General features: G+C 35.5%; 15 protein-coding genes. 4 read left to right on the plus strand and 11 right to left on the minus strand.

What is annotated here, in order from left to right:
- Positions 1–382: 382 nt before the first annotated feature.
- The 4 genes from HOO91_19485 to HOO91_19500 all read right to left on the minus strand — a co-directional run bounded on the left by HOO91_19485 (position 383) and on the right by HOO91_19500 (position 3,249).
- Positions 383–814 (minus strand): IPExxxVDY family protein, encoded by a 432-nt coding sequence (locus tag HOO91_19485; protein NOU19746.1) that lies wholly within the window; start codon positions 812–814, stop codon positions 383–385.
- A 124-nt stretch (positions 815–938) separates the two neighbouring features.
- A complete protein-coding gene (gene rnc, locus HOO91_19490) occupies positions 939–1,685 on the minus strand; it encodes a ribonuclease III (protein ID NOU19747.1) in 747 nt (248 codons plus the stop codon).
- Positions 1,686–1,718: 33 nt separating this feature from the next.
- Positions 1,719–2,969 (minus strand): beta-ketoacyl-ACP synthase II, encoded by a 1,251-nt coding sequence (fabF, locus tag HOO91_19495; GenBank protein ID NOU19748.1) that lies wholly within the window; start codon positions 2,967–2,969, stop codon positions 1,719–1,721.
- Positions 2,970–3,012: 43 nt separating this feature from the next.
- Complete coding sequence (locus tag HOO91_19500; GenBank protein ID NOU19749.1) at positions 3,013–3,249, minus strand: acyl carrier protein; 237 nt, start codon at positions 3,247–3,249, stop codon at positions 3,013–3,015.
- A 182-nt stretch (positions 3,250–3,431) separates the two neighbouring features.
- Here HOO91_19500 and purN point away from each other — a divergent pair, with 182 nt between their 5' ends.
- Positions 3,432–3,998 (plus strand): phosphoribosylglycinamide formyltransferase, encoded by a 567-nt coding sequence (gene purN / locus HOO91_19505; GenBank protein ID NOU19750.1) that lies wholly within the window; start codon positions 3,432–3,434, stop codon positions 3,996–3,998.
- 41 nt (positions 3,999–4,039) lie between these two features.
- Here purN and HOO91_19510 read toward each other — a convergent pair whose 3' ends face one another.
- From HOO91_19510 to HOO91_19525, 4 genes are all read right to left on the minus strand, one after another.
- The gene (locus HOO91_19510; protein NOU19751.1) at positions 4,040–5,323 is read right to left on the minus strand and encodes a peptidoglycan DD-metalloendopeptidase family protein; all 1,284 of its coding nucleotides are present in this window, start codon (positions 5,321–5,323) and stop codon (positions 4,040–4,042) included.
- Positions 5,324–5,417: 94 nt separating this feature from the next.
- Positions 5,418–6,296 (minus strand): YitT family protein, encoded by an 879-nt coding sequence (locus HOO91_19515; GenBank protein ID NOU19752.1) that lies wholly within the window; start codon positions 6,294–6,296, stop codon positions 5,418–5,420.
- Positions 6,297–6,367: 71 nt separating this feature from the next.
- Complete coding sequence (locus tag HOO91_19520; protein ID NOU19753.1) at positions 6,368–9,151, minus strand: leucine--tRNA ligase; 2,784 nt, start codon at positions 9,149–9,151, stop codon at positions 6,368–6,370.
- A 138-nt stretch (positions 9,152–9,289) separates the two neighbouring features.
- Positions 9,290–9,547, minus strand: a complete 258-nt coding sequence (locus tag HOO91_19525) for a hypothetical protein (GenBank protein NOU19754.1) — start codon at positions 9,545–9,547, stop codon at positions 9,290–9,292.
- A gap of 127 nt (positions 9,548–9,674) precedes the next feature.
- On the opposite strand from HOO91_19525, the gene buk reads away from it, so the two are divergent.
- The 3 genes from buk (at position 9,675) to HOO91_19540 (ending at position 14,014) form a co-directional block, all read left to right on the plus strand.
- On the plus strand, positions 9,675–10,748 hold the full coding sequence (buk, locus tag HOO91_19530; protein ID NOU19755.1) for a butyrate kinase: 1,074 nt from the start codon (positions 9,675–9,677) through the stop codon (positions 10,746–10,748).
- A gap of 283 nt (positions 10,749–11,031) precedes the next feature.
- A complete protein-coding gene (locus tag HOO91_19535) occupies positions 11,032–11,652 on the plus strand; it encodes a DUF998 domain-containing protein (GenBank protein NOU19756.1) in 621 nt (206 codons plus the stop codon).
- A 634-nt stretch (positions 11,653–12,286) separates the two neighbouring features.
- Complete coding sequence (locus HOO91_19540; GenBank protein NOU19757.1) at positions 12,287–14,014, plus strand: hypothetical protein; 1,728 nt, start codon at positions 12,287–12,289, stop codon at positions 14,012–14,014.
- Between the two features lie 6 nt (positions 14,015–14,020).
- Here HOO91_19540 and HOO91_19545 read toward each other — a convergent pair whose 3' ends face one another.
- The 3 genes from HOO91_19545 to HOO91_19555 all read right to left on the minus strand — a co-directional run bounded on the left by HOO91_19545 (position 14,021) and on the right by HOO91_19555 (position 17,021).
- Entirely contained in the window at positions 14,021–14,752 is a 732-nt protein-coding gene (locus HOO91_19545) for a response regulator transcription factor (GenBank protein NOU19758.1), read from the minus strand.
- Positions 14,749–15,474 carry a histidine kinase gene (locus HOO91_19550; GenBank protein ID NOU19759.1) on the minus strand — a complete coding sequence of 242 codons (726 nt, stop codon included), beginning with the start codon at positions 15,472–15,474 and terminating at the stop codon, positions 14,749–14,751. Before HOO91_19550 ends, HOO91_19545 begins: the two co-directional genes overlap by 4 nt.
- 749 nt (positions 15,475–16,223) lie before the next feature.
- Positions 16,224–17,021, minus strand: coding sequence for a DUF4249 family protein (locus HOO91_19555; protein ID NOU19760.1), 798 nt, complete (start codon positions 17,019–17,021; stop codon positions 16,224–16,226).
- Positions 17,022–17,027 lie beyond the last annotated feature (6 nt).

Here is a 17,027-nt window from a genome sequence, read left to right on the forward strand (position 1 = left end):
AAGGGTAGCTGCAATTGAGCTACCCCTAGATAACCTTTGGCTTAACTTTTGCCGTCGGTCGTTATTTGGCAACACAAAAATAATTATTCTATTTTACTTGCATATGTCTTAGAATGCTGAGCTCACTTCGTTCGGTTCGCAAGTTCGGTTCTGAGCGAAGCGAAGGATCTAATAGTTTATAAAACAGATGGTTGCTTTCAGCGAATCCTTCGGATTTCACTTTGTTTAGCATGACAAAGCAACAATCTGACACTATGCTAGGATCAATATGTTATACTTACATCGAACTTGCGTTAAATACAAATCGAATAAATGGAGTTGGGTAATAAAAAATGTGGTTCTTTAAACTCTAATTAGTACATTATTAAAGAATTAAATCGAATTAAATAGGACAAAATGCTACCTTCCTTTTTATTTTTTCAGGGTTTATCTCTAAAGCTGCATTAATACCTGGGATCATTTTAATTTCTTTAATTATAGATGAAGTATCGACTTTGTTGATTTCTCCTGATATTTCAAATATAAAGTCAATATTGGGTAGTTCTTTTATGAGTATAAAGTTTGAAGATTTATTTGAGATAAGGTTAAAAACTCGGAGTGATGACGATTTACGGTCGCAAAAGACGGGGAATGTTTGTGATGGATTTTCCTTAGATTCAATGGACACTTCAGATTCATTTAAATCGATGTTCAATTGTTTATTTATGTTCCATACAGTTTTTAAAAGGCTATCATGACAAGATATAGCAATTAAGATAAAAGGAACTTCATGACTCCCATCAAGCCGATGTATTTTCTTTTGCTTCAATTGCATAGTTTTAGTTTTGCTAAAATAGCTTTTTTAGCAATTGGTTGTGTAGTGTGAAACGATTTGATTCAAATCTGAAGTGTTTAAAGAAACTACATTAGAAAAAAAGCGAATAAATTTATGGGAAAAGTTAAAGTTCTTCTTGTGGCGATGAATTTTGACTTATTTGAATTTCATCAATTTTACTGAGGGCTTCCATTGCAGCATTTTGTTCGGCTTCTTTCTTTGATGATCCATGCCCTTCCCCCAAAGGCATATCATTCAACGAGATAGTTGCAATAAAATGGGGATTATAGCCATTATTAGAAACTCCTTCCTGGCATTGAAACTGTAAAGTTTGTTTGTTTTTCTGAGCCCATTCGAAAATACGACTCTTATAATCATTTTCAATGGTTTGAAGCATGTCTAGATCAATATATTTTTCAAGAATAGCGTTTACAACGCAATTACTGGTAAATTGGAATCCACGATCAATAAACATAGCACCAATAATAGCTTCAAGTGCATTGCCATAAATGTTTTTTTGAATATTATTATTTGATTGGCTAACAATTATTTTCTCAAGACCGATATCGATAGCGAGTTGATTAAGGCTAGTTCTGCTCACGATCTTTGATCGCATTTTGGTTAAGAATCCCTCCTTTTGGTTTGGAAACTGGGAAAAGAGGTAATCCGCAACAATGGCATCAAGAACTGCGTCACCAAGGTATTCAAGGCGCTCATTATTTACCCGTTTCCCTCTCGATAGAATAATGGAAGCAGATTTATGAACTACTGCAAGTTTGTACAGATCTAAATTTCGAGGGAAGATACCGAAAATATTCTTGAGTTGATCATAAAAATCCCTGTCCCCAACGGGAACTCTATTTGTAAGAATTCGCCTAAAGAGGTGAGAAATCACGTGGTTTGACTAGGAATATTTCTTGAAAATAACAGAAGCATTGTGACCACCAAATCCAAATGTGTTACTGAGTGCGGCTTTCACGTCACGCTTTTGTGCTTTATTAAAGGTGAAATTCAACTTGCTATCAATTTCGGGATCTGGATTTTTGAAGTTGATAGTAGGTGGTATAATCCCTTTATTAATAGCAAAGATTGTTGCTATTGATTCAACAGCTCCTGCAGCGCCAAGTAAATGACCTGTCATTGATTTGGTAGAACTAATATTGAGTTTGTATGCGGCTTCGCCAAATACAGCTAAAATAGCTTTGGGTTCGGCAATATCTCCAAGAGGAGTGGATGTTCCATGAACGTTAATGTAATCAATATCCTCTGGTTTTAAACCAGCATCTTCTAATGAACGTAGCATGACGTTTCGAGCACCGAGACCTTCAGGATGAGGGGCGGTTAAGTGGTAAGCATCTGCGGTCATACCTCCGCCAACCATTTCGCAATAGATTTTTGCACCTCTTGCTTTAGCATGTTCTAGTTCTTCGAGAATAAGGCCTCCGCCACCTTCACCAATAACAAAACCATCACGGGTTGCATCGAAAGGACGTGAAGCTGTTTTATACTCATCGTTGTTGGTAGAGAGAGCCTGCATTGCGTTAAACCCTCCAATACCAATATCATTTGCAGATGCTTCAGAACCACCTGTAATAAATAGATCTGCCTTATTCAAACGAATAAGATTAAAAGCATCGATTAAAGCGTTGGTCGAAGAGGCACAAGCTGAAACGGTTGAATAGTTTGGTCCGCGGAAACCATACTTAATTGAAATATGTCCAGCGGCAATGTCGGCAATCATTTTAGGAATAAAGAAAGGACTAAATCGCGGAGTCCCATCACCCGCGAAGTAGCCTTTCAATTCTTCTGCCATCGTTTGTAATCCACCAATTCCTGAAGCCCAGACTACTCCTGCCCGATCTAAATCAATGGCTTTAAGATCAATTCCTGAATCTTTAATTGCCTCATCGGCAGCCACAAGGGCAAATTGAGCGTAAGGGTCGAGTTTTTTCGCCTCTTTACGATCGAAGTAATTTGAGGGATCGAAATTTTTTACATGACAAGCAAACTTAGTTTTAAATTTAGAAGCATCGAAACGGGTAATAAGTTCAGATCCGCTTACTCCTTGCTCAAGGTTGTTCCAAAATTCTTGGATATTATTTCCGATTGGATTTATTGTGCCAAGTCCTGTAACAACTACGCGCTTTAGTTCCATGTGCTTTTAAAGTAAGTTAATGCCTGTTTTAGTTTTTAGTTTTTTACTTGTTGTGGGTTTCGATGTACTTAACTGCGTCACCTACTGTGCCTATTTTTTCAGCTTCATCGTCTGGAATTGAAAGGTTAAATTCTTTCTCGAATTCCATGATTAGCTCTACGGTGTCGAGTGAATCGGCTCCCAAATCGTTTGTGAAGCTAGCTTCTGGGGTTACCTCATTTTCATCAACGCCAAGCTTATCTACGATAATAGCTTTAACTCTAGTTGCAATATCCGACATAGTGTTTAAAATTTGGTTAATAAATACATTTATGAAATTTTCGCAAAGAAAAGAACATTTAACCAGACAAAAAAGTTAAATGTCATTTTCTGGGGCAAAAGTAATTTTTTTGTTTCTATTTTTGATGCCGTAAAACACTTTTTTTATTTTTTATCTTTTATGAATTATACAAACAGTTAATAATGAAAAGAATAGCAATCTTCGCATCTGGCTCAGGTTCCAATGCTGAGAACATAATTAACCATCTTTTAGGGGTAGAAGTAGCAAAGGTAGTTATTATTTTATCGGAAAACATAAATGCATTTGTATTTGAAAGAGCCCGTAAACTCAATGTTCCATCGCATTTATTTACAATTGATGAACTTAATAATGGAAGCGTTTTATTGATTTTAAAGGAGTATAAGGTTGATTTTATTGTACTTGCGGGGTTTCTCAAGTTATTCCCAACGTCAATTATTGATAAATATCCCCAGAAAATTGTAAACATTCATCCCGCACTTTTGCCAAAATTTGGAGGTAAAGGGATGTATGGTTTTCGAGTCCATGATGCGGTAATAAAATTAGGCGAAAAGGAGAGTGGTATTACTATTCATTTTGTAAACCAAAATTACGATGATGGTAATATAATCTTTCAAGCAAAGTGTAAGGTATTAGAAAATGATACACCCGAAACACTAGCGAAAAGAATTCATGCCTTAGAATATAAATACTATCCAGAAATAATCATTAAACTTATAGAAGCCCTATAATCTACTTGCTGCTCTTCTCATCAAAGTTATAGGACAATCGGCTACTTTGCAAAACTTCCAATTGCTGCTTCGGGAAAAACAGGCACTAAGGGTAAACTGTCTAACTTAGTTTGTAACCCTTTTATAAAGGAGAGATATGCTTCCATTTTTTCTGATTTTATTGGTTCAACAGGTGGGGCTTTAACCTTTAATGGGTCAATGGATTGTCCATTCATCCAAAATCGCATATCAAGATGAGGGCCAGTTGCATACCCTGTTTGCCCTACATAACCAATTATCTGCCCCTGCTTTACTTTAACCCCATTTGCGATACCAGTTCCAAATTTTGAGAGGTGGTTGTATCCCGTTGTATAAACGCTATTATGCCTAATTTTAAGGTAATTACCAGCAGCTCCGTTGTACCCTTTTTCGATGATGTATCCATCGCCAATAGCCATTATTGGTGTACCAGCTGGTGCTGCATAATCAACGCCAGTATGAGGTCGATAAATTTTAAGGATGGGGTGAAAACGACTCCCTGAATATCTTGATGTTATACGTGAGAAATGGAGAGGGGCTTTTAGGAATGATTTACGTAAGGAGTTTCCCTTTTCATCCCAATAGCTAGCTGCTGAATCCTGAGAAAAACTGTAGGCATAAAAACGTTCACCACGATGCTCAAACCATGCTGCATAAATTGTTCCTATATCTATTGGTTTATTATCTACGTATAATTCATCGTATAGCACTTTAAATTTATCACCTTTCTGTAATCCGAAGAAATCCACGGTCCAAGCAAATATGTCGGACATGTTGAGTGCAAGGATAGGATTTAAGTTTCGTTGGTATATTGTTTCCCATAAGGAGCTGGAAATAGTGCCTTCGCTGAGTCGCCTAATGGAGGTAACTTGTTTATGGTCGTTCTGAATGGTAAGAGAGTCCTTAAAGTTGAAGATAACAAAATCAATCGAAGACTTTTCGTAAACTAGGTACATTAGTTTAGCAGGGCTATCCTGAGTTAGAAATGCTTTATATGTATTTCCTGCAATAACCTGTCTTAAATCGAATTTCTTATTGGTATAGTAAGGAAGTTTGCTGATAATCTCTGCTTTTGCATTTAAATCAACAAGCAAATTTCCAAGGGTTTGATTAGTTCTGATACGACCCTTAATTACTGTAAAAGAATCGATTGGAATTCCATACTCATATATTGGTTTAGATGTTATTTTTTCGATAAGCTGCTTTCTTTCTTTTGAAATTTTTGGGGTAAAAAGACTCCAAACAATTGTAATTGTCGCTATTAATAGAACGAAAATCAGGATAAAATAGTAATATCTGCGCTTCATTAAGTGCTTTAATTTAAGTTATTTATAATTTGAAAATATCATTTTTGTTATCTTCCTGTGAAGGAAGAATGCTACTAAAGTGCTTGGATTTTACTTATGATCTTATTCTTTCGAAGCCCTTACCAAATACTCCCATTACGCTAGCAGTAGAAATAAAAGCATCAGGGTCAATATTTTTAATCACTCTGTAAACATCGTTGGCTTCAAACTTTCGAACCATAGTGATAAGTACTTTCTGCTCTTCTTTGGTGTACCAACCTTTGCCATCAATTAGTGTAACGCCTCGCCCGAGTTCGTTGGTAATTCTATCCGCTATTTCATCATACTTTTTTGAGAAGATGAATATCTGAACCGATTGCTTACTACCTGACAGGACAGCGTCAATAGCATATGCAGTTACAGCCATAGCAACATAACCATATACAATAGTTTCGATACGATGAACTATTGTCATATCGAGGAGTACAAAGAAAGATGAACCGATAATAAATACATCACATGCTAAAATAACTCTACCGGGGCTAATGTTCCGATACTTATTAATAATCATAGCAACGATATCTGTACCACCAGTACTACCTCCCTGAGTAAATATTACGCCCAACCCAACACCGGCAAGCCCACCTCCAATAATTGCCGACAAGAACTTATCTTCAACAACAGGTTGTTTGATTATCGTTTGAAGTAATCCTAATAGAATAGCACCTGCGGTTACACCAATAATAGTTTTTATCCCAAAGTTTGCCCCGAGCATTTTAATGGCGATGAAAATCAACCCAACATTAATTAGGAAGTATGTGTAACCCATTGGGATGCCCGTTGCGTAGTATACAATTGCACCAATACCCGAAACACCTCCGCCTGTAATTTTATGGGGAAGTAGAAATGCTGTCCAGGATAAAGCGTATAGGAATAATCCAAACACAATTATCGTATAGGCACGGGCATTTTTAAGGATAAGTTTAGTGGTCATACCTTATTTAATTGATTGTTGATAGTTGACGGTTGATAGAGAAATCTATCAGCCGTCAATAAACAATAAATTTATAGTACAATATTAACGATCTTGTTCGATACTATAATTATCTTCCTTGGCTGTTTGCCTTCTAAGTATTTTAGCGTGTTTTCGTTTGCAAGAATTATCTTTTCAACATCTGCCTGAGATAGATTTAATGGGATATCCAGAGTAAACCTCGTTTTACCATTGAAGGAAACAGGGCAGGTAAATGTACTTTCAATAAGATATTCATCCCTGAGTTCTGGCCACTTTGTATCGAAAATGGTTTGTTTATGGCCTAGCAACGACCATAATTCCTCAGCGATATGTGGAGCGTAAGGGGCAATAATGATTGATAAAGGTTCAAGGATGACCCTTTTATTGCATTTTAAATCGGTTAGCTCATTAACGCAAACCATAAAGGTTGAAACCCCTGTATTGAAGCTAAATTTATCGATGTCATCGGATACCTTTTTAATGGTTTTGTGTAGAACTTTTAGTTCCTCTTTAGATGGTGCTTCGTCACTGATTTCGGGTTGATTGTTTTTATCGTGGTACAATCGCCAAAGACGACGGAAGAACTTGTGAACGCCATCAATCCCATTGGTATCCCATGGCTTGCTCTGCTCCAGCGGGCCAAGAAACATTTCGTACATACGAAGAGTATCGGCGCCGTACTTGTCAACAATCAAATCGGGGTTTACAACGTTCCACATGCTCTTACTCATCTTCTCGACAGCCCAACCGCAGATGTATTTACCATTCTCAAGAATGAAGTTGGCATCCTTGAATTCAGGTCTCCATTCACGGAATTTTTCGATGTCAAGCATGTCATTATCAACAATATTTACATCAACATGGATTTGGGTATATTCATATTGTTCCCGTAAATTGTATGATACATAGGTGTTGGTATTTTTAACACGATATATAAAATTTGATCGACCCTGAATCATTCCTTGGTTGACCAACTTCTTAAAGGGTTCATTTTTACAAACGTAACCTAAATCGAAAAGGAACTTATTCCAGAATCTGGAGTAGACCAAATGCCCAACGGCATGTTCTGTTCCCCCTATATAAAGGTCAACATTTTCCCAGTATTCATTGGCCTCTTTTGATACTAAACCCTTATCGTTATGTGGATCCATGTAACGATGATAATACGCCGACGATCCTGCAAAACCAGGCATGGTGCTCATTTCGTAGTGATAACCCTCTGGTGTATGCCAGCTTTTAGCACGACCAAGAGGAGGTTCACCCTTCTCAGTTGGAAGATACGCATCAACTTCGGGGAGTTCCAATGGTAGTTTATTTTCATCAACAGGGTAGGGAAGACCATCTTTGTAAAAGATTGGGAATGGTTCGCCCCAGTAACGTTGACGGCTAAAAATAGCATCGCGCAAGCGGAAATTAATCTTACGGCAACCAAGTCCGCGTGATTCGATAATATCGTTTATTTTTGAGATTGCTTCTTTAACCTCTAACCCGTTGATAACACCGCTATTAATTACAATACCGTCCTTTGCATCGTACGATTCATGCCAGGATACTGTTGATGATTGTTCTTCTCCTGGTTTAATCACTGTTTGTATCACAGGGAGATCGAATGTACGAGCAAATACAAAGTCACGACTATCGTGTGCAGGAACAGCCATAATGGCTCCAGTTCCATATCCTGCTAAAACGTACTCACTTATCCAGATAGGAATGCGTTCGTTGGTAAACGGATTAATGGCATAGCTACCCGAGAATTGGCCAGTAACCCTTTTGGTATCTGCAATTCGCTCACGCTCGGTACGGTTCTTTACCTCGTTAACGTAATTATCAACCGCATCACGATATTCAGGGGTGGTTAGTTCATTGGTTAACTCACTTTCAGGAGCAATTACCATAAAGGTTGCGCCATAGATTGTATCGGGACGAGTGGTGAATATTAGAACTTTCTTCTCTGAACCATCAATCTTAAAGTAAACCTCGGCACCCTCAGAGCGACCAATCCAGTTTCGCTGAATTTCCTTCAATGAATCGGACCATTCTAAAGCCTCTAAATCACTAAGCAGACGTTGAGCATAAGCAGAGATTCTAAGGCACCATTGTCTCATCTTACGCTGTTCAACAGGATGTCCTCCACGTACTGAAAAACCTTCCTTTACCTCATCGTTGGCAAGAACAGTACCCAGCGCAGGGCACCAGTTCACCATGATATCGGCAAGATAGGCTAAGCGATACGCAAGAAGAATTTCCTGCTGCTCTTTTTCGCTCATAGCCGCCCATTCAGATGATGAGAAGGAGCGAACATCGCTGCATGATGCGTTAATCGTTATGTTTCCATTTTTCTCGAATTCAGTAATGAGACTCTCAATGGGTTCTGCCTTCTGGGTAGTATTGTTATACCAGTGTTTGAACATCTGTATAAATGCCCATTGTGTCCATTTGTAATATTTGGGATCACAAGTGCGAACCTCACGATCCCAATCATAGTTAAATCCAATTTTATCGAGTTGTTCACGATAACGCTTTACGTTATTCTCTGTTGTAATTGCTGGATGCTGACCTGTTTGTATAGCATACTGCTCGGCTGGCAATCCAAAAGCATCGTACCCCATAGGGTGCAAAACGTTGAACCCCTGTAAGCGTTTGTGTCTTGAATAAATATCTGAGGCGATATACCCAAGTGGATGCCCAACGTGTAGCCCTGCTCCTGATGGGTAGGGAAACATATCGAGCACATAGTATTTTGGACGTGAATGGTCAATATCTACCTTGTAGGTCTTGTTAATCTTCCAGTACTCCTGCCATTTCTTCTCTATCTCATTGAAATTGTATTCCATAAAGCGTTGAATTTGTACATTTTAATTTCAGCTCGCAAAGATAATGTTTAATGTAGAATGTAGAATGAAAAATTAATAATGAAAAGAGAAAAGTTAGATAAGGGATTGTTAAAAGGAATTAGATGGAAAGATAGGAAGTTAGGCTGAATGAAAAAGAGATAAGAAATGAATTTGGTAAACAATTCTTTTTTCAATGTGAATATGATAGTATTTCTGGTTATTCTTTTCTTTTAACGAGATATCAATTTTTGTCTCAACACACCCAATTGTATTATCAATGAAATCAGTAATTACAAATGATTCGGATTCAGGTATCCCCGGATTTTTAAAAACGGGTTGTCCCAAAGTCGCTATTACTAAAAAAAGAGAGGCAGATATGAATAGTAAGATTCTCATAATAAATTTTAATTGATAAATATACTTTTTAAACTATTAAACAGCGGGATGGAGCTAATAAAATGGTAAATTGCTAACTGATTCTTAAACAATCTAATATTTACTAACCTATTAGCAGTCAGCATCTATGGAAAATAAGGTCGTAATTGTTATTAATCCAGGTTCAACATCCACTAAACTTTCATTATATAGTAGAAAAGGTGAAGTAAAATCAGAAACTATAAGACATACTCAGGAGGATCTTGATAAATTCAATTGTATTACAGATCAGCTTGATTATAGGTATACTTTCATAAAAACATGGTTAATGTGTGTCTTAAAAGATAATGATATTCAGGTTGTAGGTGTTGTTGGCAGAGGTGGCATTGTAAAACCGCTAGATGGGGGAACATATAGATTGTCCGAAGCATTTTTGAAGGATGCAAAAGATTGTACATATGGCGAACATGCATCAAACTTGGGGGGATTATTGGCAGATAGGTTAAAAGGAGAATTCTGCTTAAAAGATAGTTATACAGTAGATCCCAGTTCATGTGATAATTTGTGGCCAAAATCTAAAATATCGGGTGTTCCTGGAATTGTTCGAGATGGAAGAGGACACCCACTGAACATGAAAATGACTGCCCGAAAAATTGCAAAAAAACAGAATATTCCTTTTGAAGACACCTGTTATGTAATAGCACACCTAGGTGGCGGAATTTCTATTTCGTTGGTTGTTGCAGGTAGGCTTGTAGATATAAACGATGGCTTACTTGGAATGGGTCCTTTCACCCCAAACCGGTCAGGAGCATTACCCCTTCGGGGAGTGATGAAGCTCTGTTACACTAAGACTGAGAAAGAGGTTGAGACACTTCTTTCCAAGAATAGCGGATTCAAGGCCTACCTTGGAACAGAGGATGTTCGAGAGGTTATAAAAATGGTGGAAGAGGGGAATGATAAAGCAAATTTGATTTATGAAGCTTTTGTTTATCAAATAGCCAAAGAAATAGGTGCTTACTATGCTGCCTCAAAATGTAAGGCTCAAGCAATAATAATAACTGGAGGTATTGCATACAACGAAAAGTTTAATAGTGATTTACGTGATTATGTTGGAAATCTTACGGAATTCCATGTTTACCCTGGAGAAAATGAAATGGAGGCTTTAGCCGAAGGGATATTCAGAGTTATTGATGGGGAAGAGAAGGCGCAAGAGTATGATTAGATTTGGATATTGTGTGGAAATACTTGATTATTTTGAAAGATATTAACCTACAGGCGAATACATTGCAATGACCAAAAATATCACCATTAATCAAGGGTTTAGAGGTTGATAAATCTAAAATACTTATCAATGAGCAATTTTTAGATTTGCTAATCAATAAGTATTTTCTATCTTCGTTTGGGCTAAATTGGAGATTAATGCGATGTTTTACATTTTTCTCAATCAGTCAAGTGTCAGAAAATCAGACACCAAACAAATTCATGGCAAATATTAAAGGATTATTATGGAAGCAAACAACAAAAAATCTCTTGTAATTTCCTACTTAACATTACGGATAGTAGTTGGAGTGCTTGGTGTTACATTACCAATAATCTTAGTTCTTGGTTGTTTAATATTTCGCGAAGATGAGGTTATTCAACGTTCAATTAGTATGTATTACTATACTCACATGAGGAACGCATTAGTAGGAATTCTTTGTGCTGTTGCTTTATTTTTATTTGTGTATAAGGGGTATGATTATAAGGATGATATTGCTGGATATTTTGCTGGTATTTTTGCTTTGTTAGTCGCATTTTGCCCGGCTGAAAGTTCGTTTACTAGGATAATTCATTTAGTGTCAGCCGTACTATTTTTCTTAACACTAGCATATTTTTCACTTTTTTTATTTACAAAAGGATCTGATAATCCTTCAAAACAGAAATTATTAAGAAATAAAATCTATAAAATTTGTGGTTTTATAATACTTGGGTGTGTTTCACTATTGATTTTGTATTTTGTTTTACCCTTAAGTTTTAGAGATAAACTTTCCGATTATAAACCTTTATTTTGGTTGGAAGCCTTAGCATTATGGGCTTTTGGATTTTCATGGTTATTAAAGGGAAAATTCCTATTAAAGGATGAATAATTAATACCTTTCTCATTCTAAATTTGTTGTGAAATTGAGTATTGTTTAGATAAAGAATTAGTATTGGAAGGATGAGAAAAATATAGGATAAACCATTGTATTAGAAATATTTATTCTTAGTGGGCATATGTGTATTTTTCCTTTGCAAATTTTGCAACAATTCATAGTAAAATCTAAACTGATATTTGAAAAAAAAGGGCACCAAATAAATTTATCTTATATGAGTATCCGTTTAGATTACTATTTCGACAAACAAACTTAATGGTCATTCCGGGCGAAGTCCCGGAATCTGAATATAAAAAGGGGATTCCTGCATTCGCAGGAACCGAGCGTATTTTGCGAGTTCGCCGTAAGGCAATGACAGCAAAAAGATTTGATTTTGTCATTTAAGCGGATACACATTTTATCTTAATTCAAACGAATAAATAATTCTTTTTAGTTTCTTTGGTGATGAGATTGCAAATCATTTCATTTTTAACAAGATCGATATAATTGTAACATAGCGCGAAAGAGTTTGCGGAATTCTTTTTCCAATTTATTAATGAATAAAGCATCAAGAGTTGATTTAACCATGAAATTAAACTCTTTAAGGGTATTCGTATAATTGAAATTTGTTATTTATTACATTATCAAAATGATACGAAGCAAAACTCAAAATATTATCTTTCAATTCTTACTACTTGTATTACTCTTTTTTCTGGGCGTATCATTCGTAGCTTTTCGGATTTACGATAAGAAACAACGACTTTTCATCCAATCAAAACACGAGCAAGTTAAAAAGAGCATTTATATTGCATGCTCTCTAGAATCCAAACAGCTTCGTCAGATAATATTAGACTACACAAGGAGGAATGATTTTGTAAGTTTTATCGAGAAAATGGACTTGGGGTGGGCTAAGTTAAATTTAGAGCCCCTTATTTCAAATCATTCCGTTGATGCTGTTTGGGTTTACGACACAAGATATACCAATAAATACTTTAATAGCCAAGATATATACAATAAACTTAAGGCCTGTGATTTTGAAAAATGTATTTTTGATTCACTTAATAATGAGAAATTTATAAATTATTATCTTCAGACCTCGTATGGAGTACTTGAAGTATTTGGTGCAACAATTTATCCATCAACAGATTCTAAAAAAACATCAAAGCCTAAAGGATATTTTTTTATTGCTCAACTTATAGACAAAAACTTGCTTAATAACATAGCTCAAGTAACAGAAACTCAAATAAGTTTAGTCGATGATTCCCTGACTGATAGACGGGAAAGACATAAGATTGTGGTTAATATCCCATTCAAAACACCAGATAAGAAAGTCGTTAAATTTCTTCGAGGTGAAAAATACTTGGATTTCATTAATGAGTACAATAAATTTTCGTTAGAGTTGATAGTATTATTTTATTTATCATCAATGGTTATTTTCATTTCCTTATTATTAGTAACATCAAGGTGGGTTATTAGACCCCTAAAAATAGTAGAGAGAATTTTAGAAACATATGATATAAAAAAGACTGATGCCTTAAATAAGTTTGGGAGTGAATTTAAAGAGATTGGGCAATTAATATCCTCTTATATTTCACAAAAAAATTCATTGGAAATTCTTAAGGATAAAGCGGAGGAGTCCGATAGACTTAAATCGGCGTTCATGGCGAATATATCACATGAAATAAGAACACCTCTTAACGGCGTTTTGGGTTTTTCAGAATTACTTTGTAAAACGAATCCTTCAGAAGAAATTGCGGATAGTTACCGGAAGATTATTAAAAGTTGTTCAAACGATCTAATGCGATTGGTAAGTGATATCCTTGATTATTCAAAAATAGAATCAGGACAGTTAATTCTCATTAATGATGCTTTTAACGTTGAATATTTGTTGATTGAGCTAACAAATCATTACGATAATAATATAATATCTCTTTCTCAAAAGGGGGTAAATTTGATTTTTAAAAACGCAGGAGGTTCTCTTGAAATAAATGTAGACAAACATCGATTAAAACAGATTTTGATAAACCTTATTAATAATGCTATAAAGTTTACCGAAAAGGGGACAATAGAGGTGAATTATTATTATGAAAACCAACAATTAGTTTTCTATGTTAGGGATTCAGGCATAGGAATATCACAAGAGCAACTGCAAATTATTTTTGAACGATTTTGGCAAGCAGCACCCCCGAAATCAAAGATCTATGGAGGAACAGGATTGGGTCTAACTTTATGCAAGGGGTTGGTAACGCTGATGAGGGGAGATATTTATGTAGAGTCCATTTTGGGTATTGGATCAACATTTGTTGTTAAACTTCCAGTTGAAGTGATTCAGAGAGAAAAGATTAATGAGAAAGACACACTACAACAAATATTATAGCAGTTGTTAGCCCAAAAATTTCTTATTCAAAAATTCCTGAAACTGATCTTTATAGCTATCGGCGATAGGGATATACACTGAACCAAAGACAATACGATTCCTCTCAATTTTTACTATTTGTTCTAGATTTACAATAAAAGATCGGTGAATCCTCATGAATTGTTTTGGTGAAAGTTCTTCCTCTAGTTTCTTAAGGCTCATCAAAGAGAGAATGGGTTTGGTCTGATCGTTTACATAAATCTTAACATAATCTTTTAGTCCTTCGATGTATAAGATGCTATTCAGTTCGACTTTAATAAGTTTATACTCCGATTTCACGAAAATGGAAGTACTTGGAAGTATCCCAGTATTTTTGTCGCTACTGTTTTGTTCCAAAAGGCTGAACCATGTTAATGCCTTATTCGCTGCTTTTAGAAATTCCTGATAGTTAATGGGCTTTACAAGATAATCGAGGGCATCAACTTTAAAGCCCTCCAGAGCATACTGGCTATAAGCCGTTGTAAAAATAACTTTAGGTCCATTATGTAATAGTTTGGAAAGTTCAATTCCAGATAAACCAGGCATTTGGATATCAAGAAAGATTAAATCAATCTTTTCATTTTGGAGGGCATCTATAGCTTGAAAAGGGGAATTAAATTTATTAATTAAATCAAGAAACGGGGTTTTAAGTACGTAATCTTCAATTAGATTTAATGCAAGAGGTTCGTCATCCACAATTAAGCAGCGTATTTTTCTCATAATTGTAGGATTACTTTAACATGGAAATGTTTGGATTCATAGCCATAAACAAAATTATGCTTTTCTGGGTATATAAGAGCAAGTCTTTTCCTAAGATTTTCGAGACCAATTCCTGTTTCTTCAAGACTATCTATTTTTTGATGGTAGTCGGTATTAAGTATCTCGAATACAAGTATTTGATTGTGTTCTACCATTGTTATCTTGATAAATGAATTTTCAATTGGACTAACACCGTGCTTGAAAGAGTTTTCTACCAGAGAGATGAATAAAAGGGGGGCAATTCTGGTAGATGGGTTGTCAATAGTAAAATTCGTCTCAATGTTTACATTTGGTGTCATTCTAATCTTCATCAGAGCAATATAGTTTTTTAAAAACTCCACCTCTTCTGATAAGGGAACTGTTTCCTCATTGGTTTCGTAAAGATGATAGCGCATAAGTTTAGCCAACCCGTGAACAGATTCCTGAGCTTTTTCTGGAGAAACTTTAATAAGTGAGTAGATGTTATTGAGAGTATTAAAAAAGAAATGGGGATTTAGCTGCATCTTTAAATTGCTCAGTTTAGATTTTAGATTTTCATTCTCTAGAATTTTCCGCTCATTTTCGGATTTAAACCATCTACTAGTGGTTCGTATAGCAACACTTATACTAATAACAAATATAAAAGAGAAGTTATGCAAACCAATAACAAACCCATTTGGAGGTTGAGGAAATCTTTTATTCATTGGCATAGGTTGAAAAGAGTGCCTCAGCATATCGGAGATGTAAGAAAATATAACAATCAATAGAATATTAGTTAAAAAGAACCACAAGAGTTTCTTTTTGAACAGGAAGTTATTGATTAGAATAAAATAGTTTAAATAGAAAAGAAATAGAGAAAAACTCATAGGTACCCAAATTAAAAAGTAGGAAATAGTCTCCCTTAGAGGTTCATTTGACGGAGGCCTATTGAAGGCAAAAATAATTGGGGCAGCAAACCAAAAACCCCATACCAGCGCATGCAGGGCTATGTTTACCAACATTTTTGATTTTGAATTGAGGTTTAACATTTAAATTTGTGTTAGGGTGGTTTTAATTTTATTTGCTATCTATCGTCTAATCGTTCATGTCTGCTATTTCTATTGGATCAACTCCCTCTATTCTTTCTGTCTTCCATAAACTTTTGTTTAATCTTAAATTGATCATCCGTAATTTTTTTAAATCTCTTTTAATTTACATTTTTGTCATAAAAGGACGATTTATGGACTCTTCTTCTTTCTTCATAACATTAAAAAACGTGAGTTCGATGTAAATATAATATATTGATTCTCAGTTCACCATTAGATTGTTGCTTTGTCATGCTGAACGGAGTGAAATCCGAAGGATTCGCTGAAAGCAACCATCTATTTTATAAGTAATTAGACTCTTCGCTTTGCTCAGGATGACATCTTACATCGAACTGACATTAAAAACGTATTCATCCCTGGGATATTGATTAATCAGAGACTTCAACTCTAATTGTATCGGAGTTTATTCCTGTAAATATGCCTAAACCTCCCTCAATATTAGTTGGTAGGGTAGTAAGGTTTAATGATGAACTTCCATTGTTTTCGTAAAGCGATACATATTCTGGATTCAGGTTAAAAAGAATTATCTGATGAGTTCCATAGTAGTTGAAACTGCGCATATTAAGTTCGTAGGAGTTTGTTTGAAGAGGTTCATTACGGAAAACCCGTTTAAGATCAAACATGGTGCTATCGAAAATTGCAACGGGCTTTTTTTCAATATTTTCAACAACAACAAGAAAATATCTACTATCGAGGTTAGACCATGTTAGTTTTATTGGATCTGGAAAGGATGGTGGAGTTCCTGTACCTGGACTAAATGTAGCAATGGTGATTGATGTTGCCGAAGCCCTATAATTTTTAGGTTTTTCGGGGATGGTTGTTTCCGAGGTTATTAACTTTCCTTTATAGTCAAAGTTCATACTATATTTTTCATTTGCTCTCATAATTAGGGTATTACTTTCATATATTCCAGAACCTTTATCAATCATAATCTCCGAAATATCATTATTAGTGAGAGTAATTTCTAACTCTTCAATTGGCATTTCAGAACTATCATTCGTTGCATATGTAATTTCTTTGGATACGCTAATCCTTGCTTTTTGATCTGCATTTAGGTAGCCCTCAACAATAACTTTGTCGGAGTTGGTGTATTGCTGTTCTACCTTTTGGCATGATATAAAGGACATTAATATGGTGACTGCTAGAAGTGCTTTTAAAGTTTTCATATTGTG

The organism is Bacteroidales bacterium (assembly GCA_013141385.1).
In the GTDB taxonomy this organism is placed as follows: domain Bacteria; phylum Bacteroidota; class Bacteroidia; order Bacteroidales; family Tenuifilaceae; genus UBA8529.

Coding starts and splice junctions, on each gene's coding strand:
- HOO91_19525 (NOU19754.1), bottom strand. CDS start 9,547: ATGAGAATCTTACTATTCATATCTGCCTCTCTTTTTTTAGTAATAGCG.
- purN (NOU19750.1), top strand. CDS start 3,432: ATGAAAAGAATAGCAATCTTCGCATCTGGCTCAGGTTCCAATGCTGAG.
- HOO91_19520 (NOU19753.1), bottom strand. CDS start 9,151: ATGGAATACAATTTCAATGAGATAGAGAAGAAATGGCAGGAGTACTGG.
- HOO91_19510 (NOU19751.1), bottom strand. CDS start 5,323: ATGAAGCGCAGATATTACTATTTTATCCTGATTTTCGTTCTATTAATA.
- HOO91_19555 (NOU19760.1), bottom strand. CDS start 17,021: ATGAAAACTTTAAAAGCACTTCTAGCAGTCACCATATTAATGTCCTTT.
- HOO91_19540 (NOU19757.1), top strand. CDS start 12,287: ATGATACGAAGCAAAACTCAAAATATTATCTTTCAATTCTTACTACTT.
- fabF (NOU19748.1), bottom strand. CDS start 2,969: ATGGAACTAAAGCGCGTAGTTGTTACAGGACTTGGCACAATAAATCCA.
- HOO91_19485 (NOU19746.1), bottom strand. CDS start 814: ATGCAATTGAAGCAAAAGAAAATACATCGGCTTGATGGGAGTCATGAA.
- buk (NOU19755.1), top strand. CDS start 9,675: ATGGAAAATAAGGTCGTAATTGTTATTAATCCAGGTTCAACATCCACT.
- HOO91_19515 (NOU19752.1), bottom strand. CDS start 6,296: ATGACCACTAAACTTATCCTTAAAAATGCCCGTGCCTATACGATAATT.
- HOO91_19535 (NOU19756.1), top strand. CDS start 11,032: ATGGAAGCAAACAACAAAAAATCTCTTGTAATTTCCTACTTAACATTA.
- HOO91_19545 (NOU19758.1), bottom strand. CDS start 14,752: ATGAGAAAAATACGCTGCTTAATTGTGGATGACGAACCTCTTGCATTA.
- HOO91_19500 (NOU19749.1), bottom strand. CDS start 3,249: ATGTCGGATATTGCAACTAGAGTTAAAGCTATTATCGTAGATAAGCTT.
- HOO91_19550 (NOU19759.1), bottom strand. CDS start 15,474: ATGAATAAAAGATTTCCTCAACCTCCAAATGGGTTTGTTATTGGTTTG.